This window comes from Achromobacter sp., assembly GCF_049647645.1.
In the GTDB taxonomy this organism is placed as follows: domain Bacteria; phylum Pseudomonadota; class Gammaproteobacteria; order Burkholderiales; family Burkholderiaceae_B; genus Achromobacter.
Genome location: NZ_JBARYB010000101.1, coordinates 1 through 23,716, shown reverse-complemented (window position 1 = coordinate 23,716; position 23,716 = coordinate 1). Strand labels below are relative to the sequence as shown.

At 63.5% G+C, this 23,716-nt stretch carries 24 protein-coding genes; 17 read left to right on the top strand and 7 right to left on the bottom strand.

Annotated features, from left to right (window positions below; genetic code table 11):
- Positions 1-15: 15 nt before the first annotated feature.
- From WBB14_RS12475 to WBB14_RS12445, 7 genes are all read right to left on the bottom strand, one after another.
- Complete coding sequence (locus tag WBB14_RS12475) at positions 16-1,614, bottom strand: efflux transporter outer membrane subunit (RefSeq protein ID WP_424240098.1); 1,599 nt, start codon at positions 1,612-1,614, stop codon at positions 16-18.
- The gene (locus tag WBB14_RS12470; protein WP_424240097.1) at positions 1,611-2,729 is read right to left on the bottom strand and encodes an ABC transporter permease; all 1,119 of its coding nucleotides are present in this window, start codon (positions 2,727-2,729) and stop codon (positions 1,611-1,613) included. The genes WBB14_RS12475 and WBB14_RS12470 overlap by 4 nt, the downstream gene beginning before the upstream one ends.
- 4 nt (positions 2,730-2,733) lie before the next feature.
- Complete coding sequence (locus tag WBB14_RS12465; protein ID WP_424240096.1) at positions 2,734-3,903, bottom strand: ABC transporter permease; 1,170 nt, start codon at positions 3,901-3,903, stop codon at positions 2,734-2,736.
- Positions 3,900-5,675 carry an ATP-binding cassette domain-containing protein gene (locus WBB14_RS12460; RefSeq protein WP_424240095.1) on the bottom strand — a complete coding sequence of 592 codons (1,776 nt, stop codon included), beginning with the start codon at positions 5,673-5,675 and terminating at the stop codon, positions 3,900-3,902. The genes WBB14_RS12465 and WBB14_RS12460 overlap by 4 nt, the downstream gene beginning before the upstream one ends.
- Position 5,676: 1 nt before the next feature.
- Positions 5,677-6,717 (bottom strand): secretion protein HlyD, encoded by a 1,041-nt coding sequence (gene hlyD, locus WBB14_RS12455; RefSeq protein ID WP_424240094.1) that lies wholly within the window; start codon positions 6,715-6,717, stop codon positions 5,677-5,679.
- Between the two features lie 27 nt (positions 6,718-6,744).
- Complete coding sequence (locus WBB14_RS12450) at positions 6,745-7,164, bottom strand: hypothetical protein (RefSeq protein ID WP_424240093.1); 420 nt, start codon at positions 7,162-7,164, stop codon at positions 6,745-6,747.
- A gap of 67 nt (positions 7,165-7,231) precedes the next feature.
- Entirely contained in the window at positions 7,232-7,840 is a 609-nt protein-coding gene (locus WBB14_RS12445) for a TetR/AcrR family transcriptional regulator (protein WP_424240092.1), read from the bottom strand.
- A gap of 325 nt (positions 7,841-8,165) precedes the next feature.
- On the opposite strand from WBB14_RS12445, the gene WBB14_RS12440 reads away from it, so the two are divergent.
- From WBB14_RS12440 to trbL, 17 genes are all read left to right on the top strand, one after another.
- The gene (locus WBB14_RS12440; protein WP_424240091.1) at positions 8,166-9,923 is read left to right on the top strand and encodes a PHA/PHB synthase family protein; all 1,758 of its coding nucleotides are present in this window, start codon (positions 8,166-8,168) and stop codon (positions 9,921-9,923) included.
- Positions 9,924-10,031: 108 nt separating this feature from the next.
- Positions 10,032-10,475, top strand: coding sequence for a phasin family protein (locus WBB14_RS12435; protein WP_424240090.1), 444 nt, complete (start codon positions 10,032-10,034; stop codon positions 10,473-10,475).
- 10 nt (positions 10,476-10,485) lie between these two features.
- Entirely contained in the window at positions 10,486-11,232 is a 747-nt protein-coding gene (gene phbB, locus WBB14_RS12430; protein WP_424240089.1) for an acetoacetyl-CoA reductase, read from the top strand.
- 68 nt (positions 11,233-11,300) lie between these two features.
- Positions 11,301-11,786 (top strand): universal stress protein, encoded by a 486-nt coding sequence (locus WBB14_RS12425; protein WP_424240088.1) that lies wholly within the window; start codon positions 11,301-11,303, stop codon positions 11,784-11,786.
- A gap of 44 nt (positions 11,787-11,830) precedes the next feature.
- The gene (locus WBB14_RS12420; RefSeq protein ID WP_424240087.1) at positions 11,831-12,832 is read left to right on the top strand and encodes a hypothetical protein; all 1,002 of its coding nucleotides are present in this window, start codon (positions 11,831-11,833) and stop codon (positions 12,830-12,832) included.
- A gap of 84 nt (positions 12,833-12,916) precedes the next feature.
- Positions 12,917-13,852, top strand: coding sequence for an esterase/lipase family protein (locus tag WBB14_RS12415; protein ID WP_424240086.1), 936 nt, complete (start codon positions 12,917-12,919; stop codon positions 13,850-13,852).
- A gap of 193 nt (positions 13,853-14,045) precedes the next feature.
- The gene (locus WBB14_RS12410) at positions 14,046-14,960 is read left to right on the top strand and encodes a LysR family transcriptional regulator (protein ID WP_424240085.1); all 915 of its coding nucleotides are present in this window, start codon (positions 14,046-14,048) and stop codon (positions 14,958-14,960) included.
- Positions 14,961-14,984: 24 nt separating this feature from the next.
- Complete coding sequence (locus WBB14_RS12405) at positions 14,985-15,215, top strand: EexN family lipoprotein (protein WP_424240084.1); 231 nt, start codon at positions 14,985-14,987, stop codon at positions 15,213-15,215.
- Positions 15,216-15,432: 217 nt separating this feature from the next.
- Positions 15,433-17,430 carry a conjugal transfer protein TraG gene (locus WBB14_RS12400; protein WP_424240083.1) on the top strand — a complete coding sequence of 666 codons (1,998 nt, stop codon included), beginning with the start codon at positions 15,433-15,435 and terminating at the stop codon, positions 17,428-17,430.
- A complete protein-coding gene (locus tag WBB14_RS12395; protein WP_424240082.1) occupies positions 17,427-17,873 on the top strand; it encodes a CopG family transcriptional regulator in 447 nt (148 codons plus the stop codon). Before WBB14_RS12400 ends, WBB14_RS12395 begins: the two co-directional genes overlap by 4 nt.
- Positions 17,870-18,913 carry a P-type conjugative transfer ATPase TrbB gene (gene trbB, locus WBB14_RS12390; protein WP_424240081.1) on the top strand — a complete coding sequence of 348 codons (1,044 nt, stop codon included), beginning with the start codon at positions 17,870-17,872 and terminating at the stop codon, positions 18,911-18,913. Before WBB14_RS12395 ends, trbB begins: the two co-directional genes overlap by 4 nt.
- Complete coding sequence (locus tag WBB14_RS12385) at positions 18,900-19,286, top strand: TrbC/VirB2 family protein (RefSeq protein WP_424240080.1); 387 nt, start codon at positions 18,900-18,902, stop codon at positions 19,284-19,286. The genes trbB and WBB14_RS12385 overlap by 14 nt, the downstream gene beginning before the upstream one ends.
- Positions 19,283-19,555, top strand: a complete 273-nt coding sequence (locus WBB14_RS12380) for a VirB3 family type IV secretion system protein (protein WP_424240079.1) — start codon at positions 19,283-19,285, stop codon at positions 19,553-19,555. The genes WBB14_RS12385 and WBB14_RS12380 overlap by 4 nt, the downstream gene beginning before the upstream one ends.
- A gap of 10 nt (positions 19,556-19,565) precedes the next feature.
- Positions 19,566-22,004: a conjugal transfer protein TrbE gene (trbE, locus tag WBB14_RS12375; protein WP_424240078.1), complete on the top strand. Its 2,439-nt coding sequence runs from the start codon at positions 19,566-19,568 to the stop codon at positions 22,002-22,004.
- Positions 22,001-22,729, top strand: coding sequence for a P-type conjugative transfer protein TrbJ (trbJ, locus tag WBB14_RS12370; protein WP_424240077.1), 729 nt, complete (start codon positions 22,001-22,003; stop codon positions 22,727-22,729). The genes trbE and trbJ overlap by 4 nt, the downstream gene beginning before the upstream one ends.
- Positions 22,730-22,740: 11 nt before the next feature.
- Positions 22,741-22,869 (top strand): hypothetical protein, encoded by a 129-nt coding sequence (locus WBB14_RS12365; protein WP_424240076.1) that lies wholly within the window; start codon positions 22,741-22,743, stop codon positions 22,867-22,869.
- The coding region (gene trbL / locus WBB14_RS12360; RefSeq protein ID WP_424240075.1) for a P-type conjugative transfer protein TrbL at positions 22,866-23,716 on the top strand (851 nt) is incomplete at its 3' end. The genes WBB14_RS12365 and trbL, both read left to right, overlap by 4 nt.

Genomic DNA, 23,716 nt, shown 5'->3' with positions numbered 1-23,716 from the left:
GAAATGGGTGACGCTTTAGCGTGCTGTGCTGTCGCTTGCGAATCGCTCAGTCACGGTGTCGCTTGGGGGTATGTCCGAGCGACTCGCAAGAGGCGTGGGGGCGACGGCACCTCGGGGCGGATTGACGGTGGTTGGCGTCGTGCTGGATACATCCCAGCCACCCCCGAGCGCCTTGTACAGCGCCACCAATTGCACTGCGGCGCTGGCATGCGCGCGTGCGGCCGTGGTCTCGGCTTCGTGCAAGCTGCGCTGGGCGGCCAGCAGTTCCACCAGTGCGACATCACCTGCGGCGTAGCGTGCCTTGGCGTAGCCGTAGCTGGTTCGTGCCGCCTTCAAGGCCATTGCACGACGCTCCAGCGTGTCCAGCCCGCCGTGATAGTCGCCAAGCGCACGCTCGGCGTCGCCGAGGGCCGTCAGCACCGCTTGTTCGTAGGCGAGCGCAGCCTGCTGCTCGGCTGCCTCGCGTGCCCGGATTTCAGCACGCACGCGGCCACCGTCGAACAGGCGCCAGGAAATCAGCGGCAGGATGGAAAACCGCGAGCTGGATGCATCGAACCAGTCACCCGTACTGAGCGCTTGAAACCCGCCGCCCACACCGATGGAGAGCTTGGGGAACAATTCGGCCGTGGCCACGCCGATGTCGGCCGAACTCGCCGCCAGGCGCCGCTCCGCCGCCAGTACATCAGGGCGTCGGCGCAATAGGTCGGCGCGCTCACCCACCGGCAACGCCCGCAGCGTGCATGGTGTCAATGGGCCGTCGAGCAATGCCAGTTCACGCTCCGGCGGAGCGCCCAAAAGCACGCCCAGGCCAAGCACCGCGGCACGCTGGCGTGCCTGGATGTCCGGAATGAGCGCGTTGACCGCTGCCCATTGGGCGTACGCCGCCTCCACGTCGGCGGCCGACGCATCGCCCAGCGCATGCCGTAGGCGCACCAGCGCCAGGGTCTGCTGCAACGTGGACAGCGTGGCTTGTTGCGCATGCAGCTCGTATCCGGCGCCAACCGCTGTGAACCAGGTGCGCGCGACCTCGGTCACGATGCGCATGCGCACACCCTGTGCTTCGACTTCGGTCGCCTGCAGGCGGGCGCTCGCGCCTTCCAGGGCGCGCCGCTTGGCGCCGAATAGATCGACTTCCCAAGCCGCGTCGAAGCCTGCGTCGTAAATGGTCTGCGTGGCGTCAAGGCCGGGGATGGTGCCAATGGGCAAGGGGCCATTCTCGCTTTGACGGCGCCGGTTGACACTGGCTCCAGCGCCGACGGTAGGAAAACTATCCCCGGCCACGCGATCGCGCAGGGCGCGTGCCTCGTCGATGCGTGCGGCTGCCTGACGCAGGTTCAGGTTCTGTGCCAACGCCGAAGCCATCAGGCGATCGAGTACCGGATCGCCCAACGCGGACCACCATTGGGTCAGATCCGCAGACTGCGACTCAGTTGCCAAAGGCAAAGTCCAACCGCTGCCAGTATCGACCGGCGGCGGTTCGCGGTAGTCCGGCCCGACGGCCGCACAGGCTGTCAACAAGACACAGGACAAGGCCAGCGCAAGCGGGCGCGAACGCCAAGCGGCTGGTGTTATTGCTGCTACGCGAGAGAAAGGAGTGTGAGTCTTTGGTTTCATTGCAGGCGTCCTCGGACAAATACAGTGGCCATCGTCAGCGTGGCCAGGGCAATGACCGCCAGCGGCCATAGGCTGGAAAGAATGTCGCTGGGTGGCATGGCCTTCAGAAAGCTGCCCTCGACGATGATCAGGAAGTGGGTCAGCGGAATGGCCTGAGCCAGCCATTGCAGGACCAGCGGCATGTTCTCTACCGGTGTGGCAAAGCCGGACATCAACACCGCCGGCACGCCAATGGCAAAGGCGCCCAGAATGGCTTGCTGCTGCGTCATGCTGACCGCGGAAATCATCAGGCCGATGCCGACCACCGACAGGATGAACAGCACCAGGCTGGCGAACAAAAGCGCGAACGAACCGGTGAAGGGAATGCCGAACAGGAACACGCCTGCGCTGATCATGAACAAGCCCAGCAACGTTCCGATCGCCAACGCGGGCAATGACTTGGAAATGATGATTTCCGGCGTCGAGGTGGGCGACACCAGCAATTGGTCGAACGTGCCCAGCTCGCGTTCTCGCGCAATCGACAGTGAGGTGATGAGCAGCGAACTGAACAGCGCCAGGATGCCGGTGAGGCCGGGCACGATGAACCAGCGGTAGACCAGGTTCGGGTTGAACCAGTGGCGCACGACTACCGGAGTCGGCGCCTGCACGTCTGGCGCGACCTCTGCACCGACCTCTGCGGCGAGGGTGGACAGATAGGCCACGGTGATCTGGCCCGAGTTGCTGCGCCGACCATCGACCAGCACCTGCGCGCGGCCGCTGCCGCCGGCGGCAATCGTGCGTGAAAAGTCCACCGGGATGGCGAGCGCGGCGATCACCTCTCCCCGGTCGATCAGCTCGTGCAAATGCCGCTGGCTGTCCACGTGCCGGACGTGGGTGATGAAGCGGGCGCTGTCTAGGCGCTGCACCAGTTCGTGCGACCAGCGCCCCGCGTCCTGGTTGTAGACGGCGATGTCGACGTTGCGCACCTCAAGCGTTGCGGCAAAGGCGAATACCAGCAGTTGCAGAATGGGCGGCACGAACACCACCATGCGACTGCGCGGATCGCGCAGGACGCTGAGCACTTCCTTGATGAACTGGGCGCGCAGGCGGGTGAACGAGAATGCGGAGGTCAACATCGCGTTACTCCAGGTTCTTGCGCGTGGCGCGCTTGGCGATCATGAAGAACACCGCCCCGATCGCCGCCATGGCCGCCAGGTTGGGCAGGAACACGGCCCAGATGTCGCCGGCCAGAAACACCGTCTTCAGCGAGTCGACGAAGTAGCGCGCCGGAACCAGGTGTGTGATGACCCGGATCGGGGTCGGCATGGCATCGATCTCGTACAGGAAGCCCGACAGCATGAAAGCCGGCAGAAAGCCCGTGAACAGCGCGATCTGCGCCGCCAGGAACTGGTTGCGTGCCAGTGACGAGATCAGCAGGCCCTGGCCCAGCGCCGGCACCATGAACACCGCCGACAAGAGCAGCAGGGCCGCCAGCGAGCCACGCATCGGGACGCCGAAAACGAACACGGCCAGCGCCGCCGCGCCAAGTGTGGAAAGCATGCCAAGCACGAAGTACGGCAGCAGCTTGCCGATCAGGATTTCGGCCACCGAGGCGGGCGTGGACAGCACCGCCTCCATGGTGCCGCGCTCCCATTCGCGCGCCACCACCAGCGCGGTCAGCATGGTGCCGATGATGGTCATGACGATGGCGATGGCGCCGGGGATCAGCGCGCGGCGGCTCTCCAGCTCGGGGTTGAACCAATAGCGCGGTTCCAGCACGACGGCCTGCGCTGGTGCTGCGACATCCAGCCCGGCGCGCCAGGATTGCACCACGCCACGGGCGTAGTTTTCGACGTAGTTGGCGGTGTTGGGGTAGGAGCCATCGGTGACGATCTGCACCAGCGGCTCACTGCCGCGCTGGGCCAGGCGCTGCTCGAAGTCCTGCGGGATGACGACGTAGCCGCGCAGGGCACCGGAGACGAGCTGGTCGGCCACTTCGCGGCGGTCATGGGCGAAGTGCGTATTCAGGAAACGGGTACCTGAAAAGGCGGCGGCCAGCGACTGTGCTGATGCACCGGGCGACTCCAGCACCACGCCGACACGAACCTCCTTGGCATCCAGCGATACCGCATAGGCAAACAGCAACAGCAATACCACCGGTAGCACGAACGCGATCAAGAGCGTCGATGGGTCGCGCAGCGCCTGGTAACTTTCCTTGGTGACCAAGGCCACCAGGCGCCCTAGATCAAAACGGCGCAAGTCGCCTTGCATCGGGCCGGTGCCATCCTTGTGTTTTGCAGCGGCGTTCATGCAGCGGCCTCCATCTCACGCTCGGCAGACTCCACCAGGTGAATGAAGGCGTCCTCCATGGTCGGGTCGGGGCGCTCGGAATTGGCGGCAATTCGCTTGAGCGCGTCGGGCGTGTCGAGCGCGATCAGGCGCGCACGCGAGAGCATGGCGACCCGGTCGCAGTATTCGGCCTCGTCCATGAAGTGCGTGGTGACCATGATGGTCACGCCCTTGCGCGCCAGGCCGTTGATGTGGGTCCAGAATTCGCGCCGGGTGATCGGGTCCACACCCGAAGTGGGTTCATCCAGGAACAGCACGGGTGGCCGATGCATAAGCGAGCAGGCCAGCGCCAGGCGCTGCTTGTGTCCCAGCGGCAGGGAGTCGGGCGTCGCGGACAACCAGTCGCCGAGATCGAAGGTTGCGATCATTTCGTCGATTCGCTCGCGTCGGACGTTGCCTTCCAGCCCGTAGACGCCGGCCGAAAACTCCAGGTTTTGCCGCACCGAAAGCAGGCCATAGAGCGAGAACTTCTGCGCCATATAGCCGAGCTGGCTCTTGGCTGCGCCGGTGGCGTGGCGCAGATCGTGACCCACCACATGCGCTTCACCAGCCGTAGGTTTCAGTAGGCCGCACAGCATCTTGAAGGTGGTGGACTTGCCGGCGCCGTTGGGGCCGAGCAGACCGAAGATTTCACCTTTCTGCACCTCAAAACTGACCTGGTCGGTGGCGGTGAATTCGCCGAAGCGCTTGGTGAGGTTGCGGCAGGACACAGCAACGTCGGAACCCAGTTCGACCGGTGGCAGGCGCTCGGCGAGGGTCGATGTACCGCCGGGTCCGCCGCCGAGCAAATCGATGAAGGCGTCTTCGAAGCGCGCGGGCACCGGCGCCAGCTGCACTTGGGCTCGATCGGCCAGCGCCTGGATTTGCTGCGCTGGCGCACCCTCGCGCAGTACCACGCGCACCCCGGCGCCTTGGATCACGCCATCGCTCACGCTGGGCAGATCGAGTGCCTCGGTCAGAACCGCCCGGCGCTCGGCGCCGACGTTTTCCAGGCGGAAGCTGCGGCCTTCGAGGTGCGCGGTCAGCTCTTGCGGCGGACCATCAAACAAAAGCCGCCCCTGGTTCAGCAACAGCACGCTCTCGCAGCGCTCGGCCTCGTCGAGGTAGGCGGTGGACCAGACCACCGCCATGCCTTCATCGGTCAGCGCTTGCACCATGCGCCATAAATCCTGGCGGCTGACGGGATCGACGCCCACTCCAGGCTCGTCTAGCAGCAGGACCTTGGGCCGCGCCATGAGCGCACAGGCCAGGCCCAGCTTCTGCTTCATGCCGCCGGAGAGCTTGCCGGCGAGGCGCTTGGTGAAGGGTCCGAGCCGCGTGAAGTCCAGCAGCTCGGCAAACAGATCGGCGTTGCGGTCCGCATCCATGCCGCGCAACTGCGCATACAGGCGCATGTTCTCCATCACCGACAGGTCTTCGTACAGGCCGAAGCGCTGCGGCATGTAGCCACTGGCGACGTGAATGGCGTCGTTGTCTTTGACCACGTCATAGCCGGCCAGGGTGACGCGGCCGGCGTTCGGCACCAGGAGGCCGGTCAGAATCCGCATCAGCGTCGTCTTGCCGGCGCCGTCGGGGCCGACCAGACCCGTCAACCGCCCGTAGTGGATGCGTGCGCTCAAGTTCCGTAAGGCCTGCACCTTGCCGAAATGCTTGTCCACGCCTTCGATGACGGCGGCAGCGGCATCAGCGTTCGGGCTTTCAGCAGTGACGGGAAAGACGGTATTCGCTTGCATCTCAACCTTCCCCGACACGCGCGCTGATGCCTGGTTGGGCATCAACCTCGATCGTCACCGGCATGCCTTGACGCAAGGCGGCATCGCCGTCGGCTTCGTCAATGACGATGCGCAAGCGATACACCAGATCCGTGCGCAAATCCGTCGTCTCCACCGTCTTGGGGGTGAATTCAGCGCGCGGAGAGATGAAGCCGATCTGGCCGCGATACTCCTTTTCCACGGAATCGCTTTTGACACGCACCTTGGTGCCGGGAGCGATGCGCCCCAGATCCTGCTCACCTACGTAGGCCCGCACGTAAACCGGCTTGTCCAGGCTCAGGCTGTAGACCGTGCTCTGGCTCGCAACCATGCTGCCGGGTTCACGCACCCGCGCGATGACGGTCCCGTCGCTCGGTGCGACCAATTCGGTGTCGGCAAGAGACGTGGCCGCTTGCGCTGCGGCCGCTTGCGCTGCGGCCAGGCGCGCCTCTGCCGCCGCGATGTCTTCCTTGCGAAAGCCTTCGGACGCTTGCGACAGGACGGCCTTGGCTGCCTCGACGCCCGCGGCAGCCTGATCCCTTGCGGTGCGGGTGCCATCGACCGTGCGCTGGCTGCTGGCACCCGATGACAGCAGGCTGCTCTGGCGCTGGAAGTTGCGCTCGGCCTCGGTGGCAAGCGCCTGTGCCTGCCTGAGCGCCTCGCGCGCCTGGGTGATTTCCTGCGGCCGCAAACCGCGGCGCAGCTTGGCCAGCTCCGCTTGCGCCACCTGCACCTGGGCTTGTGCTACAGCCAGGGCTTCTCGATACGGCTGCGCGTCAAGCGCGGCCAGGCGCGCACCGGCGCTGACGGCATCGCCCTCATCGAAAGCCATTTGCGTGACGCGCCCAGGCTGCCGAAAAGCCAGTTGAACTTCGCGGATGTCGACGTTGCCGTAGAGGCGCAATGAATCTTGATTTTTATGGTCACGCAATAGCCAGAACGCCAGTGCACCGCCAAGGACGAGTATGGCGACGGTGATCACGATCCAACGAGTTTTTCTGGTGGAGAGGTTCGGAGTTGTCATCGATGGCTTTCCGCTTAAAAGAGATATTCAGTGCTCGCGTGCGACCGGCGCATTCGTCGCCGATCGGTGCCAAGCTATGGTCGCGATGCCAGCCCACACCAGCGTGCGCAGAGTCATGGCGATCACTGTGCGCCGCTCCCACGCGCCACCTAGATACACATGCACTCCGAAGGCCAAGAACACGAGCGCAGTCGCAACCGTGATGACAATCGCCACCCACGCGGCCCAGCGCCTGCGTATCCACAGCCCGATGCCAGCAACGATGTAGACGAACCCGGCCAGAAAATTGAACCAGAGCACGAACGGCACATAGCTTCCGGCCGCGGCACGCGCTGCGCCGTCATAAAACAGGACTGCGCCGCCTTCCCTGATGGTCAGTAGGCCAAAACCGATGGCAATCAGGGAGATCACACGCATCCAGATACCGCGCCCGCTGTGTGCTGTCATGCTCATTGCTCCCGGTTTTTCGAAAGGTTTGCGGATCGTCGTGGCACCTGCGGAGCAGACAGGTGTTTCATGTGCCGCTTTCGATGCCACGGCGATAGATGGCAAACACGGCTGGCGCATCACGGCGGATCCGACTGACGTTGCCTGCCAACAGAGACTGCATGACCAATCCCTGGATCGTGCCGATGAACAGCACGGCGGCGGCATCCACGTCCAGTTCCGCGTCCAGCTCGCCCTGCGTCTTGCCCGCTTCCATCAGGCGGCGCAGGCGCTGTTCGTACTGGCGGATCAGGGTCTGCACCATCCGCTTAACGAGCGTCTCGCCGGAGCGCTGCAACTCTCCGAACAACATGCGTGGCACGCCAGGATGCTTGGCCACGAAGTCGATATGCGTCATGAACATGGCCTCGAGCGCTACGGCAGGGGATGCGGCGCCCTCGGCTGCCTTGTCCACGATGATCAGAAGGCGTTCGCCGACCCAGGACATCGTCGCTTCAAGGATCGCTTCCTTGGAGGGGAAGTGGCGAAACAGTGCGCCCTGCGTCAAACCCATTCGATCGGCAATGGCCGTGGTCGTGATCTCGGCTGGGTTTTGCTCCGCAGCCAAATCGACGACGGCTTGCACTGTGGCTGCGCGTCGATCTTCGGCGGACAGGTACTGGGGGCGTTGATTCACTGTTCAGACTCCATTTAGTAAGCGACTTATTACTATCTTATCACGCAAAATAACCATGATGCAAGATCAGAAATTTTGTCGGATGACACAGGACTGGTGACCTCTTCCCATGGGAAGCGAGTAGGTCAATTTGATGCAGATCAAGAAGCAGGTGCGCCTTATAAATGGACGGAAAGGTGCTCGATCGTTGAGTCTGCAACTTCAGAAAAAGGAGTTGCAGCGTTCGCGGGAGGATGGAAATTTTTGCCGCCTTGAGCAAGGGTTGCGTTTTTTCCTATAAGCAATAAGATAGTAATATGTCACTATCTAAATGAGGGAGTCAGAGATGAGCACAGTCGCAATACATGGCGAGGTCGATCCGACACAGTCCGAAGTCTGCCGCCCTGATACCCTGGATACGCTTGCGAACGCCTGGCGGGCGCGCGGCACTGGCGGGTTGTCACCGGCGGTCGGCCTGTTGGCTTGGTACGACTGGGCGTTGCACCTGAGCCTTTCTCCGGGCAAGCAACGAAGCCTGCTCGAAAAGAGTCTGCAAAAGCAGCAACGCTTCGCGCGTTACGCCATGCGGGCCGCAAGCGCACGCGATTGCCCAGCTTGCATTGAACCGCTGGAACAGGATCGGCGCTTTGCCGACCCGGCCTGGCAACAGTGGCCCTTCAACGTGATTCACCAGGGCTTTCTGCTGCAGCAGCAGTGGTGGCATAACGCCACTACCGGCGTGCGCGGCGTATCGCGCCACCACGAGAACATGGTCACGTTCGCAGGGCGGCAGTGGCTGGACATGTGGTCGCCGGCCAATTTCATCTGGACCAATCCCGAGGTGCTGGATGCCATCAAGGCCAGTGGCGGCGCCAATTTGTGGCGCGGTACCATGAACTTTCTCGACGATGCGCGGCGTCTTGCGCTTGATGATGCTCCCGCCGGGGCCGAAGGGTTCGAGGTCGGCAAGGACGTGGCAGTCACCCCAGGAAAGGTGGTGTTTCGTAACCACCTGATCGAGCTGATCCAGTACACGCCCACGACGCCCGATGTGCATGCCGAGCCGGTACTGATCGTGCCGTCCTGGATCATGAAGTACTACATCCTTGACCTGTCACCGCAGAACTCGATGGTGAAGTATCTGGTCGATCAAGGGCATACGGTGTTCATCCTTTCATGGAAGAACCCCACCGCGGCCGATCGCGACCTCGGCCTGGAGGATTACCGCCGGCTCGGCGTCATGGATGCGCTGGACACCGTCACCACCATCGTGCCCGGGCGCAAGGTGCAGGCGGTCGGCTATTGCCTGGGCGGCACCTTGTTGACGATCGCCGCTGCTGCGATGGCGCGCGATGGCGACGAGCGTCTGCAAAGTTTGACGCTGCTAGCGTCGGAGACCGACTTTCGTGAGTCGGGCGAGATCGCGCTTTTCATCGACGAGAGTCAACTGGCCTGGCTCGAAGCCAGCATGTGGGACAAGGGCTATCTCGACGGCAAGCAGATGGCTGGGGCGTTCCAGATGCTCAACTCGCGCGACCTGATCTGGTCGCGGCGAGTGCGCGAATACCTGTTGGGTGAGCGGCAGACACTCAATGATCTGATGGCATGGAATGCCGACGTGACCCGCATGCCGTATCGCATGCACAGTGAGTACCTGCGGCGTTTATATCTGGGCAACGATCTGGCAGAGGGGCGCTACCGCGTCGGCGGGCGGCCGGTGGCGCTCGCCGACATCGAGGTGCCGATGTTCATCGTCGGCACGGTGCGCGACCACGTCGCCCCCTGGCCATCGGTGTACAAGATGCACCTGCTCACCGATGCGGAGCTGACCTTCGTGCTCACCAGCGGCGGACACAACGCTGGCGTGGTCAGCGAGCCGGGGCATCCTCGGCGCACTTTCCAGATAGGCACCCGCGCCGCCGGCGATCGCTACGTCGATCCGCAACTGTGGCATGCCGAAACCCCTCTGAACGACGGTTCCTGGTGGCCAGCATGGCAGCAATGGCTGGGGCTGCGTTCGACCGGACGCGTCACGCCGCCTGCCATGGGCGGGACGCAAGCACCGCTAGGTGATGCGCCGGGGACCTATGTGGCAATGCGATGACATGACGCCCCGAGGCTGCGACCCAGCCACCCGACTTCGACCGGGACACTCCTCAGGAATGGCCCATACCCGCCCCCATGGGGGCACCTCATGACAGTGGAGTACTCAATGAACAATGAACTGCCCATCCAACTCTACAAGGCCAATGCCGAGTTACAGCTTCAGATCACCCGCTTGCTGCAAGAAAGCGGCCATCACTGGCTAGAAGCCATGCAGCAGCTCAGCGCTGGCAGCATGCTGGAGACCACCTCGCGCATCCAGAACCTCCAGCAAGCGGCCGACTGGCAGGCGCTTGCGACCTTGCCGTCCGAGGTGTTCTGGCGCCTGTGCCAGGGCCGCATGGGCGATACCCAAGCGGTCGGCCAAGCTGCAGCCAAGAGTCAGGCCGCCTTTGCCGATGGCTTGCGCCAATCGCTCTCGGTCTGGCAGGCGTCTGTTTCCGAGGCATTCGGCGCCAGTGGTGACACAGCCTCTTTCGCCCAGCTCTGTCAGCAATGGGCCCAGCCCTGGACCGCGCCATCCGCTGCGCCCCAGAGCAAAACCAAGAAGTGAGGAGGTCGCCATGAGCACCCTTCAACGAACGGCCTTGGTGACCGGAGGCAACCGGGGACTGGGCGCTGCGATCGCCCGCTCCCTGCACGATGCCGGCCACCGCGTGATTGTCACGCATACGCCAGGCAATTCCACGATTGACCAGTGGCAGCAAGCGCAAGCTGCACAAGGCTGCACATTTGCGGCCTACGGTGTGGACGTGTCCGACTACGAATCGGCGCAGGAGCTGGCGCGACGCATCCACACCGATGGCCATCGGATCGACATCCTGGTGAACAACGCCGGTATCACCCGCGACGCGACCTTGCGCAAGATGGACAAATCTGGCTGGGACGCCGTGCTGCGTACTAACCTGGACTCCATGTTCAATGTCACCAAACCGCTCATTGAACCGATGGTGGAGCGCGGCTGGGGGCGTGTCATCAACATCTCGTCAATCAACGGCAGCAAGGGTCAGTTTGGCCAGACCAATTACTCGGCGGCCAAGGCCGGCGTGCACGGATTCACCAAGGCGCTCGCGCAGGAGGTGGCGCGCAAGGGCGTGACGGTCAACACCGTCTCGCCGGGCTACCTGGCCACCGAGATGGTGATGGCGGTACGCGAGGACGTGCGCCAGAAGATCATCGATGCGATTCCGGTTGGCCGCCTCGGCCAGCCGGATGAGATCGCGGCACTGGTGGCCTTCATCGCCAGTGAGGCCGCTGCCTTCATGACTGGCAGCAACGTGGCGATGAACGGCGGCCAGCACATGTCATGAGTCGGAGGAGCCCGCGGCGCCAGCGGGTGGTTTCCGACGCGGCAATCCCCAGTTCCCGGAGGAGTTCCATGTATTCCCGATTTCTGGTGCCGCTGGACGGCAGTCCCACATCTCTCCTGGCTCTCGATTACGCGGCAGACTTGGCGCGCCTGAGCGGCGCCACCGTGATCTTGCTGCATGTCATCGAACCGACCCGGCACAGCACGGGTTTCGAGCGCCCCGAGGTCTACATCAAGGATGTCCGCCCGCGCTTCCTCGCAGCCGGGCAGGCCTTGCTGGATGAGGCCGCAAACCGGTTGCGTCAGGACGGAATTGCCGTAGAGACAGTGCTGCTTGAAAGCGGCACCGAACGCGTGTCGGAACAGATCACCAGGCAGGTCGAGACGAGCGCGTGCGATTTGGTCATCTTGGGCACCCACGGGCGCCGCGGCGTGGACCGACTGCTGCTGGGCAGCGACGCGGAGCAGGTGGCGCGTATCGCGACAGTTCCCGTGATGCTGGTGCGCCAGCCGCGCCGCGATGTTGGCCCAGCGCGTTCAGCGGCGGCCGTGTGAAAACAACAGCGCGGCGCACCAGCGCCGGTACGCAACTCCCAGTCGTGAAGCACGTGCTCCTTGTATTCTTCTGGCGTTGGTTGAGCATGATCGCTGCCGCGTTTGCGCTTGGCGGTTGCGCGGTCGTCAGTGAATTCAGACCTTCTGTCGCTGTACGCGCAATGACGTCGGATGAATACGTCGCCCTACGGCGCGGCGATTTTCTCGGCACGGGCAAACTCAGCGCACTGACCTTGCAGACCATCCGCGTCACCGGACTCGATGAACGTGCATGCGCAACAAGCACCTCGCTCGCTTGTATCGAGGCGCTAGCCATGGTCAAGGACTTAGACGACGAAACCAGGTTATCGGCACTGGCTGAACTCTGGGTGCAGCATGCCGTGTCTATCTCGACGGCAGTCCCCTACAGTGACACCGCTTCTGCTTCCGCTTGGATCGAGACGGCTCGGCACACTTATGCCTATCTTTTTTTCACCAGGCGTTCCCCCGGCGAGCGCGCGTTTGAGGAGCGGCAGACGCAGGTGCGCGATTGGTACAACTATGCGGTGCAAAAAACGGTCACGCAATTGTTTGGCCTACAGCACCGGGCATCGCGTGCGCATGCTGGCGAAGCCAAAGCTGCACTCCGCTTGGGTGACTGGACTTTGCGAGTTGACCTGAACGCTCGGCTGCCCAACGATGCGACCATGCCGCGCGAGTTACTGCCTGCGAACGCTCTGGCATTCCAAGGTCTGCGCGGCATCTATCGCAGGGATGGTCTGGGCGCCGAATTGGTGGCCGTAACGGATGGAGAGTCGAAATCACTGGACGACTCATACGGATCCCCCACCGGTAACGAGCATCCGAGAACGTTTCTCGCCTGGAGCGAAATGCCCACGCCCAACGTGACGGTAGTGCTTCGCTTTGAAGCGCCCACAGTGGATGAGCTGCTTGCCTCGCGTGAACTCGTCGTCGGTGTGTATGACCCGTTGATCCAGGACTATCTGCAGCTCCATGGTCAACGCGTGCCACTGGCTGGTAACTTTACGGCTGGCTACGGCCTGTAGTTGGCACGTTCGGGATTCAACCAGCAATCGCTGCGAGGGCTGTTTGGACGTGAGCGTGGAATCGATCAACCGCATCTGTATCTGATGCAGCCCTTCGACCCGCGGCGGCGCATCATCGTGATGTTGCATGGACTGGCGAGCAGCCCCAAGGCCTGGGTCAACGTCGCTAATGAGCTTCTGGCCGATGAAGAACTGCGATGCGAATTCCAAGTCTGGCAAGTTTATTACCCCACGAATTTGCCTGTGCCAGCCAGTCATGCAGCAATCCGCCAAGTTCTGGCGGCCGCATTGCATCATTTCGATCCTGATGAGGAAACCTTGGCTTCGGATGGGCTGGTGTTGATTGGACACAGCATGGGAGGAATGCTAGCGCGACTGATGGTCTCCACGGCTGATCAGCAACTGTGGAAATGGGCCGTATCGGACCCCAGGATCGATCTGGATCATCTTGGCAGCACCCGCTCCCAACTTGACCCTCTTCTGCACTTTCAGCCATTTCCAGGTGCTGAGCGTGTGATATTCATTGCCACGCCGCACCGTGGAACCGTGGTTGCCGGCCAGGGACTTGGGCGTTGGGTGGCCGGATTGATCCGCTTGCCGCTGACGCTGCTGACAACCCTCGGCGACGCCTTCCCGGCTCGCGCCGACACCACGGCCATGGCACAGGCCACGATCCTGGAGAACATCCCCAACAGCATCGATCAACTCGACGAAAACGACCCCTTCGTCAAAGCTACGAGCGAGCTTCCGATCTCGGGTCAGGTGTCTTATCACTCGATCATTGCCACGCAGCATGCTAGCGGCCCTCTTGCGGACTCGGACGATGGCCTGGTCCCCTATCGAAGTGCCCATCTGGATGGTGCCATGTCGGAAAAAATTATCGTGTCCGGACACAGCGCGCAGGAAGCCGCTGCGTCAATCGTCGAAATCAGGCGAATCTTGCGTCAAGACATTTCCAAACATCGGTTGACAACCGCGGGTTCCTCTCCCGCCGGGAGGGGGAACTGCCCAGCTGATTAATTAACTTAACCATTGTTTTTTACTTAATTAGCAAGTAACATATCACTCACTAACTAAGTTTAGATTGGGTCGCTTACATCGAACCCTGGACATTTTCGGTTCGGAAGGACAGCGTCCTTGGTTTCTCATATGAATGAAGTACAGGCTGCGTCCCACAGAACGTGGACGATCTGACACGCTAGTAAGGGCATAAGTGGAATTACGCCACCTTCGATGTTTTATCGCTGTCGCGGAGGAGCTTCATTTCGCTCGGGCCGCTGAACGGCTGCACATTGACCAATCGCCACTGTCCCGCACCATCAAGGAACTGGAGGAAGAACTCGGCGCCCGCCTTTTTATTCGCACCACCCGCAGCACGCAACTGACCCGCGCGGGGCGGTTGTTCCTGGAGCACATTCCACGTGTCTTCGCAGCATTGGATCAGGCCCGCGATAGCGTCAAGTCCGCCGCCAACGGCTTTCACGGCCAGTTGCGCATTGCCTTGTCCGACGGCATCACGCCATCGCGCCTGCCGGCACTGCTGGCGCGTAGCCGCGAAGAAGACCCCGAGGTGGAAATCAGACTATTCGAGGTGCCATTGGATCAGCAGATCAAAGGGCTTCATAGCGACTTGTATGACGCAGGCTTCTCGATGGCCGAAGACGCAGATGATGGCATCGTGCTCACTCCCGCGTGGGAGGATGAATTGATGGTGGCGGTGCCAACCCGTCATCCCGTGCTTGCCTTCAAGCAGGTTCCGCTGAAGGAAGTGCTGCGTTATCCCCTGGCCCTGGGCGACCCGGCCATCTGCGAGGGCCATGCGCGCCAGGTCGATCGTTTCCTTCGCACGTGCGAGCAAGAACCGCTGATCGCGCAACGCGTGGCGACCTTCGACGTGATGATGACCCTTGTTTCCGCCGGGCTGGCCTTGGGCCTGGCGGGCGAGGCGCACATCACCTCCAGCCGCGAGTCGGGCGTCGTGGCCCGGCGCTTGGCGGGCAAGCCGCTCATGCTCACGACCTATCTGCTGCGCCGTGATGCAGAGCCTTCTGAGATGCTGGCCCGATTCATCGAACGAGTGGCCTTCATTGATTCAGCGGATGACCTTAGCACCGCCGAAGACTCCTGACCCACCCGATGAAAGGATTGAATCATGAACAAAGTGATGCTGCTGACGCTGGCCGCCGCGCTGACTGCATGCGGCCCCTCCTCTCAACCTTCGGAAACCGTGGACTCGCTGGTGGCGAATCCCGAACGCATCAAAGAGATTCAACGGCAATGCAAGGAAGATCGCGCGAAGATCGGCGACGAACTCTGTGTGCGTGCCGCCGAGGCCGCCAAACGGCGTTTCTTCGGTGATCAGCCAGAGAAGAAATCCAATTAGCCTCTTCGCAGTCGCTTCGCAGCGACAAAGTTCTCGCTGTTACCTCACTACGCCGCAACGCGCTCGCGTCTGCGGCGTTTTTATTGTCTTCGCCACTGCAAGAAGTCTGGCTTTTTCGGCCTGAATCCCCGCCATAACGGCCTTTGACTGACCTGTGCGCTTGCCTTGATCCTGATTGCCTGCGGCACGTCTCTGTGCCGTGATCGGAGGCTGGGAGATGCAAGGAACGAACGTGCTGTTCGGTCAGATCGCTGTGGTATTCGGCATCGTGATCGCCGGAGTGTGGAGCGCCACACAATGGACAGCAGCGGCCCTAGGCTATCAGCTACGCCTGGGTTCGCCGTGGTTCGATTTCCTCGGCACGCCGGTCTATCACCCTTGGCGGCTGTTCGAGTGGTGGTTCTTCTTTGACGCCTACGCGCCGCGCGTCTTCGACATCGGTGGCGCGATTGCCGGGGGCAGCGGCCTCGTCGCTGTGCTGGTCGCCATCGGCATGTCTATCTGGCGCTCGCGCCAGTCGCGCCTGGTTACGACCTACGGTTCGGCACGCTGGGCCGACGCCAGCGACATTCGCAAGGCAGGGCTGACCCAGCCCGCTGGTGTGTTCCTCGGTCGGCATGGTGATGAGTACCTGCGCCACGAAGGTCCGGAACACGTCCTGACCTTCGCGCCCACACGCTCGGGCAAGGGCGTTGGCCTGGTGGTGCCCACACTGCTGTCCTGGCCCGCATCCGCCGTCATCCATGACATCAAGGGCGAGAACTGGAGCATCACCGCCGGCTGGCGCGCGCGCTTTTCGCACTGCCTGCTGTTCAACCCGACTGATGCGAAGTCGGCCGCCTACAACCCACTGCTGGAAGTTCGGCGCGGCGCACATGAAGTGCGCGACGTGCAGAACATTGCAGACATCCTGGTCGATCCTGAAGGCGCGCTGGAGAAGCGAAACCACTGGGAGAAGACTTCGCACGCGCTGCTGGTCGGCGCCATCCTGCATGTGCTCTATGCGGGAGAAGACAAGACGCTGCGGGGCGTTGCCAACTTCCTCAGTGATCCGGCGTGTCCGTTCGAGCTGACGCTGCACCGGATGATGAGCACGCGGCATCTGGGCAACGACCCGCATCCGGTCGTTGCCTCCGCTGCCCGCGAAGTGCTCAACAAGAGCGACAACGAACGCTCCGGCGTTCTCTCCACGGCCATGTCGTTCCTCGGCCTGTACCGTGACCCCACGGTGGCCGAAGTCACCTCGCGCTGCGACTGGCGCATTGCGGACCTGATTTCCGCCGAGCATCCGGTATCGCTGTACCTCGTGGTGCCGCCCTCGGACATCAGTCGCACCAAGCCGCTGATCCGCTTGATCCTCAACCAGATCGGTCGGCGGCTCACGGAATCACTAGACGGCAGCGACGGCATCCCACGTCGCCATAAGCTGCTGCTGATGCTCGATGAATTCCCCGCGCTGGGGCGCCTGGACTTCTTCGAGACGGCCCTGGCCTTCATGGCGGGCTATGGCATCCGCAGCTTCCTGATTGCGCAGTCGCTCAACCAGATCGACAAGGCGTATGGGCAGAACCATTCGATCTTGGACAACTGCCATGTGCGCGTGACGTTCGCCACCAACGACGAGCGCACCGCCAAGCGGATTTCTGAAACTCTGGGCACAGCCACCGAACTGCGCTCGCAGCGCAACTATGCGGGCCACCGGCTCGCGCCGTGGCTGGGTCACCTGATGGTGTCTCGCCAGGAAACGGCCCGCCCGCTGTTGACACCGGGCGAAGTCATGCAGCTTCCGCCCGATGAGGCGGTGGTGATGGTCTCCAGCCTGGCGCCGATCAAAGCCAAGAAGTTGCGCTACTACGCGGACGCCAATTTCAAGCGGCGCGTGCTGCCGCCGCCGGCGCTCGCTGGTGGGCGCTATGCCGACGTTCCGCCGGCCCGCGCCGATGAGTGGACTGGCTGGGCGATTTCTGACGTTCCAGCGGCACCGGCCATCGAAGCTGTCGATGACATCGGTAGTGCCGACGACGGCGGCCCGCGCCGCCAGCCCGAGTTTTCCGAAGTCACCGAGTACCGACCCGAACAAGCATTCGCAGCCAACGACCTCGCGCTGCTGGATGACGACGACGCGCCGCTTCCCCTCCCGCGCCAGCTTGACCCGGCGCTGCAGCGCACGGCCCGGCTGGCATCCCTCGACCCTGACGACGGAATCCAGCTATGACGCAATACCGATTGAACCTGTTCATCCAGCCCGAGCATGCCAAGCGGCTCGACGAGTTGGCCGCCAAGAAAGGCGTGTCCAAGTCCAGCATCGTCGCCGCTGCTCTGGCGTCCTGGCTGTCGCCCGACGCCGCCGACCAGCGCGAGGCGGCCATCGCAAAGCGGCTCGATCGCCTGTCGCGCCAGGCCGAGCGCATGGAGCGCGACCAGAACATCCAGATCGAGACGCTGGCGCTGTTCATCCGCTATTTTCTGACCGTGAGCACTCCCGTGCCCGAGGCCCATCAGGACGCAGCCCGCGCGCAGGGCAAGGTGCGCTTCGAGCAGTTTGTGGAGCAGTTGGGCCGCCACCTGTTGCGCGGGCGCAGCCTGGTGCGCGACGTGGTGGAGGAACTGCATCCAGACCCCACGCGCATGGATGAAGCACCGGAGCGTGCGTCATGAGTGTCGTTCCTTCCTTCACCGCCACCTCACTGGATCGCCGCATCCAGATGCTGCGTACTGCGATGGGGCCGCTGATCGCCGCCGCGCTTGAAGACCCTGACGTGGTGGAGATCATGCTCAACCCGGATCGCACCTTGTGGATCGACCGGCTTTCATCGGGGCGCGCGCCGATGGGCGCGGAGCTGTCCGAAGCGGATAGCGAACGCATCATCCGGCTGGTGGCCGCCCACGTCGGCGCGGAAGTCCATCGCGGCCAGCCGCTGCTGTCGGCCGAGCTGCCCGAAACCGGAGAACGTTTCGAGGGCATCCTGCCGCCGGCAGCGCCGGGGCCGGCCTTCGCACTGCGCAAGCGCGCCATCGGCGTGATTCCGCTGGAGCGGTACGTCATCGACGGAATGATGACCAGCGACCAGGCGGACTTTCTCATCCGCGCGGTGCACGAGCGGCAGAACCTCCTGATCGCGGGGGCCACGAGCAGCGGCAAGACGACGCTGGCCAATGCGTTGCTGGCGGAGATCGCCGCCACGGGCGACCGCGTGCTGGTGCTCGAAGACACGGTGGAGCTGCAATGCGCGGCCCGCGACCACGTGCCGCTGCGCACGCGCCAAGGCGTGGTGTCCATGCAGGAGCTGGTGCGCTCTTCCATGCGCCTGCGGCCTGACCGCGTGGTGGTCGGCGAGGTGCGCGGCGCCGAGGCGCTGGATCTCATCAAGGTCTGGGGCACAGGCCATCCGGGCGGCATTGCCACCATCCATGCTGGCTCTGCCTTGGGCGCGCTGCTGCGCCTGGAGCAACTGATCCTCGAAGTGGCTGTGAATCCGCCCCGCGCGCTGATCGCGGAGGCGGTCAACGTGGTTATCTACATCGCCGGGCGCGGACGCAAGCGCCGCATCGAGAGCATCGCCCGCGTCGTCGGCTTCGATGGCGTGGGCTATGGCTTGGCGGACGCGCTGGAGGCGCCGTTTCCCGAGCTGCAGCCGCAGTCCGACCTTTCCTCCCTGTCCCCTACCACTTTGGAGAACTGCCATGACGCACGTTGATGCTTTCCGTATTTCCGCAAATCCGTTTTCTCGCCGTTCCAGCCCTCCGCGGTTGGATGGCCTGGCGCGTCCGGCGATACAGGGCCTGCTGCTCGCCGCCTTCATGCTGTTGCTCGCGGGCACTGCACAGGCCGCTGGCTCCAGCATGCCCTGGGAAGGCCCGCTGCAATCCATCCTCGAATCCATCCAGGGGCCGGTAGCGCGCATCGTGGCGGTCATCATCATCATCGCCACGGGCCTGGCGCTGGCCTTTGGCGACACGTCGGGGGGCTTTCGCAAGCTGATCCAGATCGTTTTCGGTCTGTCCATCGCCTTCGCCGCGTCCTCGTTCTTCCTGTCGTTCTTTAGCTTCTCGGGCGGGGCCGTCGTATGAGTGCCCCGGACACCTTCGCGGTCGGGTTCGAGGTGCCGCTGCATCGCTCGCTCACCGAGCCGATCTTGCTGGGCGGTGCGCCACGTACCGTGGCCATCGCCAACGGCACGCTGGCCGCCGCCGTCGGGCTAGGCCTGCAACTGTGGATTTCCGGCGTGGTGCTGTGGATCGCCGGCCACTCGCTGGCCGTCTGGGGTGCCCGCGTCGATCCGCAGTTCATGGCCGTGTTCGCTCGGCACATCAAGCACAAGCCGCTGCTGGACGTGTGAGGGGAATGCCATGCTGAACCTTGCCGAATACCGTCAGCGGCCCGCGCTGCTCGCCGACTGGCTGCCTTGGGCCGGGCTGGTGGCACCGGGTGTGGTGCTGAACAAGGATGGTTCGTTCCAGCGCACGGCGCGCTTTCGTGGGCCTGACCTCGACAGCGCCACGCAGGGCGAGCTGATCGCCACGTCGGCGCGGCTGAACAACGCGCTGCGCCGGCTGGGTTCGGGCTGGGCGCTGTTCGTGGAAGCCGAGCGCCGTCCAGCGGCGGACTACCCACACTCCGAGTTTCCCGAGCCGTTGTCGTGGCTGGTGGACGAGGAACGCCGCGCTGCCTTCGAGGAATCGGGCAGCCACTTCGAGAGTGGTTACCACCTGACGCTGGTGTACCTGCCGCCCGAGGAATCACGCGCACGCGCAGTGGGGATGCTGTACGAGAACCGTCCCACCGAAGGCGTGGACTGGCGCGAGCGGCTGCAATCCTTCATCTCAGAAACGAATCGCATCTTCGATCTGCTGGATGGCGTGATGCCGGAGATTGCCTGGCTGGATGACGGCCAGACGCTGACTTACCTGCACTCAACCATCTCCACGCGGCGCTATTCGCTGGCGGTGCCCGAGGTGCCATTCCACCTCGATGCGTTGCTGCCCGATTCCGCACTGGTCGGCGGCCTGGCTCCGATGCTGGGCGACCAGCACCTGCGCGTGGCGACGGTGCGAGGTTTTCCGACCTCGACCTGGCCGGGGATTCTGGACGACCTCAACCGCCTCGGATTTGCGTATCGCTGGAGTACGCGTTTTCTCTGCCTGGACAAATCCGAGGCGGAACGGGAATTGGGGCGCCTGCGCCGCCAGTGGTTCGCCAAGCGCAAGAACGTCATCGCGCTACTGCGCGAAACCATCTTCCAGCAGGAAAGCCCGCTGGTGGATACAGATGCCAGCAACAAATCGGCCGATGCGGATGCTGCCTTGCAGGAGCTGGGCAGCGATCAGGTGGCCTTTGGCTATGTCACCGCCACGGTGACGGTGCTCGATGCCGATCCCGCCGTGGCCGATGAAAAGCTGCGCATGGTGGAGCGGGTAATTCAGGGCCGGGGCTTCGTGACGATCCTCGAGACCTTGAACGCAGTGGATGCCTGGCTGTCATCCATCCCAGGGCACGCCTACGCGAACGTGCGCCAGCCCATCGTCTCGACGTTGAACCTGGCGCACCTGATGCCCGTGTCCGCTGTCTGGGCTGGCCCTGAGCGCAATGCCCACCTGGACGGCCCGCCGCTGATCGTGACCCGCACCGAAGGGGCGACGCCGTTCCGGCTGGTCACGCACATCGGCGATGTGGGGCACACACTGGTGGCCGGGCCGACTGGCATGGGCAAGTCCGTTCTGCTCGCCACGCTGGTGATGCAGTTCCGCCGTTATCCCGGCTCGCGCATTCTCGCTTTCGACATGGGGCGCTCAATGCGCGCCACCATCCTGGGCCTGGGCGGCGAGCATTACGACCTGGGCATGGATGGCGAGATCGCGTTCCAGCCCTTGGCCCGCATCGACCGCGAGGGCTACCGCACCTGGGCCGCCGAATGGATCGAAGGCCGGTTGCTGCACGAAGGGGTAGCCGTTGGCCCCGACGAGAAGGCGGCCATCTGGTCGGCGCTGGGAAGCCTCGCCGGTGCGCCCGTGGAGCAGCGCACCATGACCGGCCTGTCAGTGCTACTGCAATCCAATGCGCTGCGCCAGGCGCTCGCGCCCTATGTGCTGGGTGGCGCGCACGGCAAGCTGCTGGACGCGGATTCGGATCGCCTGGGCTCCGGCTCCGTGCAGTGCTTCGAAATGGAGGAGCTGATGCACAGCAAGGCCGCCGTCATGGCCGTGCTGCACTACCTCTTTGCGCGCTTCGATGAGCGCTTTGACGGCGCCCCCACGCTATTGATCCTCGATGAAGCCTGGTTGTTCTTGGATGACCCAGTGTTCGCGGCCCGCATCCGCCAATGGCTCAAGACGCTGCGCAAGAAAAACGTCGCGGTGATCTTCGCCACGCAGAGCTTGGCAGACATCAAGGATTCGAGCATCGCGCCCGCAATCATCGAGAGCTGCGCCAGCCGCATCTTCCTGCCCAACCCGCAGGCGACGGAGCCGCAGATCAAGACGATCTACCAGGGCTTCGGCCTCAACAACCGGCAGATCGAGATCGTCGCCACTGCGCAGCCCAAGCGCGACTACTACTACCAATCCCGTCTCGGCAACCGCCTGTTCGACCTCGACCTGGGGCCAGCCACCCTGGCCTTCGCGGGTGCATCGACGCCGCAGGACCAGCGCGACATGGACGCGGTGCTCGCTGCGGCTTCATCCGCTTCCACCCCATTCGCAGCCACGTGGCTGCGCCATCGCGGCCTGCAGTGGGCCGCAGACCTGCTGTCTTCGTTCCCGCCCATCCACCCACAGGAGAACCCATCATGAATAAGCGTCTTCTCGCCGCCGCCGTCGCGGCCATGCTTTGCACGGTGCCCACCGTGCAGGCGCAATGGGTCGTGATCGACCCCACGAACCTCGTGCAGAACACGCTGACCGCGATCCGCACGCTGGAGCAGATCAACAACCAGATCCAGCAGCTCCAGAACGAAGCTCAGATGCTGATGAACCAGGCGCGCAACCTGGCGAGCCTGCCGTCCAGCGTGGTCGGCCAGTTGCGCGCCAACCTGGCGACGACCGAGCGGCTGATCGCCCAGGCCCGGGGCTTGGCCTACGACGTGACGAACCTGGATCAGGAGTTCGCGCGCCTGTACCCCGAGCAGTACGCCGCCACCGTCAGCGGCGACCAGATGTACCGCGACGCCCAGGAACGTTGGAAGAACACGCTCAACGGCTTGCAGACCACCATGCGGATGCAGGCCCAGGTGTCGCAGAACCTGGGCGAAGACGAAAGCGTGCTGGCCGACCTCGTAGGCAAGAGCCAATCGGCCCAGGGCGCGCTGCAAGCGATGCAGGCCATGAACCAGTTGCTGGCCCTGCAGGCCAAGCAGTCCATCCAGTCGCAGCGCCTGCAGATCACGCAGGACCGGGCCGCCTCGCTGGAACTGGCGCGGCAGGCTGCGGCCACAGAGCGCGGGCGCGAAGTAACGCGCCGCTTCCTGGGCGAAGGCACGCCGTACACGCCGCAGTCCGTCAATTTCTACAACCGCTGACGGAGGCTGCTATGCCACACACGCCGGTCCTGTTCGCCCTCGCGATTCATGCGTTTCTGCTGGCCGACCTGCCGCCGATTCCGTCCAGCTTTGATGAACCCGCCGATGGCAATGCGCCTGCGCAGGAGGACTCGCCATGAATGACGTCACCGTGATTGACCGCTTCCTCGATACCTTTTCGCGCTACATCGACTCGGGCTTTGGGCTGCTGCAAGGCGAAGTGGCATTCCTGACCGCCACGCTGATCGTCATCGACATGACGCTCGCCGGATTGTTCTGGGCGATGGGCCATGCCACCGGCCAGGGCGAAGACGTGATCGCCAAGCTGATCCGAAAGGTGCTGTACGTCGGTGCCTTCGCCTACATCATCGGCAACTTCAACATGCTGGCGGGCGTCCTGTTCCGTTCCTTCGCTGGCCTGGGCCTGACGGCCAGCGGCTCGACCTTGAGCATGGAGAACTTCCTGCAACCGGGTCGGTTGGCAAAGGTCGGCATCGACGCCGGCGGGCCGATCCTTGAGCAGATCGGCAACATGGCGGGGTTTCCCGAGGTGTTCGTGAACATCACGCCCATCGTCGTGATGTTCCTGGCGTGGCTGATCGTCATCCTGTGCTTCTTCGTGCTGGCGATCCAGCTTTTCATCACGTTAATCGAGTTCAAGCTGACCACGCTCGCGGGCTTCGTGTTGGTGCCGTTCGCTCTTTGGAACAAGACCGCATTCCTCGCCGAGAAGGTGCTGGGCAACGTGGTGTCCTCGGGCATCAAGGTACTGGTGCTGGCGGTGATCGTGGGCATCGGCTCGGGCCTGTTCGCCGAGTTTCAGGTGCATCCCGCCGAGCCATCCATCGACCACGCGTTGGTCATCATGCTGGCCTCGCTGACCCTGCTGGCGCTGGGCATCTTCGGCCCCGGCATCGCAACCGGGCTGGTCTCCGGCGGGCCGCAGCTCGGTGCGGGCGCGATGGCGGGTGCAGCGCTGGGTGCGGC

Coding starts and splice junctions, on each gene's coding strand:
- WBB14_RS12475 (WP_424240098.1), bottom strand. CDS start 1,614: ATGAAACCAAAGACTCACACTCCTTTCTCTCGCGTAGCAGCAATAACA.
- WBB14_RS12470 (WP_424240097.1), bottom strand. CDS start 2,729: ATGTTGACCTCCGCATTCTCGTTCACCCGCCTGCGCGCCCAGTTCATC.
- WBB14_RS12465 (WP_424240096.1), bottom strand. CDS start 3,903: ATGAACGCCGCTGCAAAACACAAGGATGGCACCGGCCCGATGCAAGGC.
- WBB14_RS12460 (WP_424240095.1), bottom strand. CDS start 5,675: ATGCAAGCGAATACCGTCTTTCCCGTCACTGCTGAAAGCCCGAACGCT.
- hlyD (WP_424240094.1), bottom strand. CDS start 6,717: ATGACAACTCCGAACCTCTCCACCAGAAAAACTCGTTGGATCGTGATC.
- WBB14_RS12450 (WP_424240093.1), bottom strand. CDS start 7,164: ATGACAGCACACAGCGGGCGCGGTATCTGGATGCGTGTGATCTCCCTG.
- WBB14_RS12440 (WP_424240091.1), top strand. CDS start 8,166: ATGAGCACAGTCGCAATACATGGCGAGGTCGATCCGACACAGTCCGAA.
- WBB14_RS12435 (WP_424240090.1), top strand. CDS start 10,032: ATGAACAATGAACTGCCCATCCAACTCTACAAGGCCAATGCCGAGTTA.
- phbB (WP_424240089.1), top strand. CDS start 10,486: ATGAGCACCCTTCAACGAACGGCCTTGGTGACCGGAGGCAACCGGGGA.
- WBB14_RS12425 (WP_424240088.1), top strand. CDS start 11,301: ATGTATTCCCGATTTCTGGTGCCGCTGGACGGCAGTCCCACATCTCTC.
- WBB14_RS12415 (WP_424240086.1), top strand. CDS start 12,917: ATGCAGCCCTTCGACCCGCGGCGGCGCATCATCGTGATGTTGCATGGA.
- WBB14_RS12405 (WP_424240084.1), top strand. CDS start 14,985: ATGAACAAAGTGATGCTGCTGACGCTGGCCGCCGCGCTGACTGCATGC.
- WBB14_RS12400 (WP_424240083.1), top strand. CDS start 15,433: ATGCAAGGAACGAACGTGCTGTTCGGTCAGATCGCTGTGGTATTCGGC.
- WBB14_RS12395 (WP_424240082.1), top strand. CDS start 17,427: ATGACGCAATACCGATTGAACCTGTTCATCCAGCCCGAGCATGCCAAG.
- trbB (WP_424240081.1), top strand. CDS start 17,870: ATGAGTGTCGTTCCTTCCTTCACCGCCACCTCACTGGATCGCCGCATC.
- WBB14_RS12385 (WP_424240080.1), top strand. CDS start 18,900: ATGACGCACGTTGATGCTTTCCGTATTTCCGCAAATCCGTTTTCTCGC.
- WBB14_RS12380 (WP_424240079.1), top strand. CDS start 19,283: ATGAGTGCCCCGGACACCTTCGCGGTCGGGTTCGAGGTGCCGCTGCAT.
- trbE (WP_424240078.1), top strand. CDS start 19,566: ATGCTGAACCTTGCCGAATACCGTCAGCGGCCCGCGCTGCTCGCCGAC.
- trbJ (WP_424240077.1), top strand. CDS start 22,001: ATGAATAAGCGTCTTCTCGCCGCCGCCGTCGCGGCCATGCTTTGCACG.
- WBB14_RS12365 (WP_424240076.1), top strand. CDS start 22,741: ATGCCACACACGCCGGTCCTGTTCGCCCTCGCGATTCATGCGTTTCTG.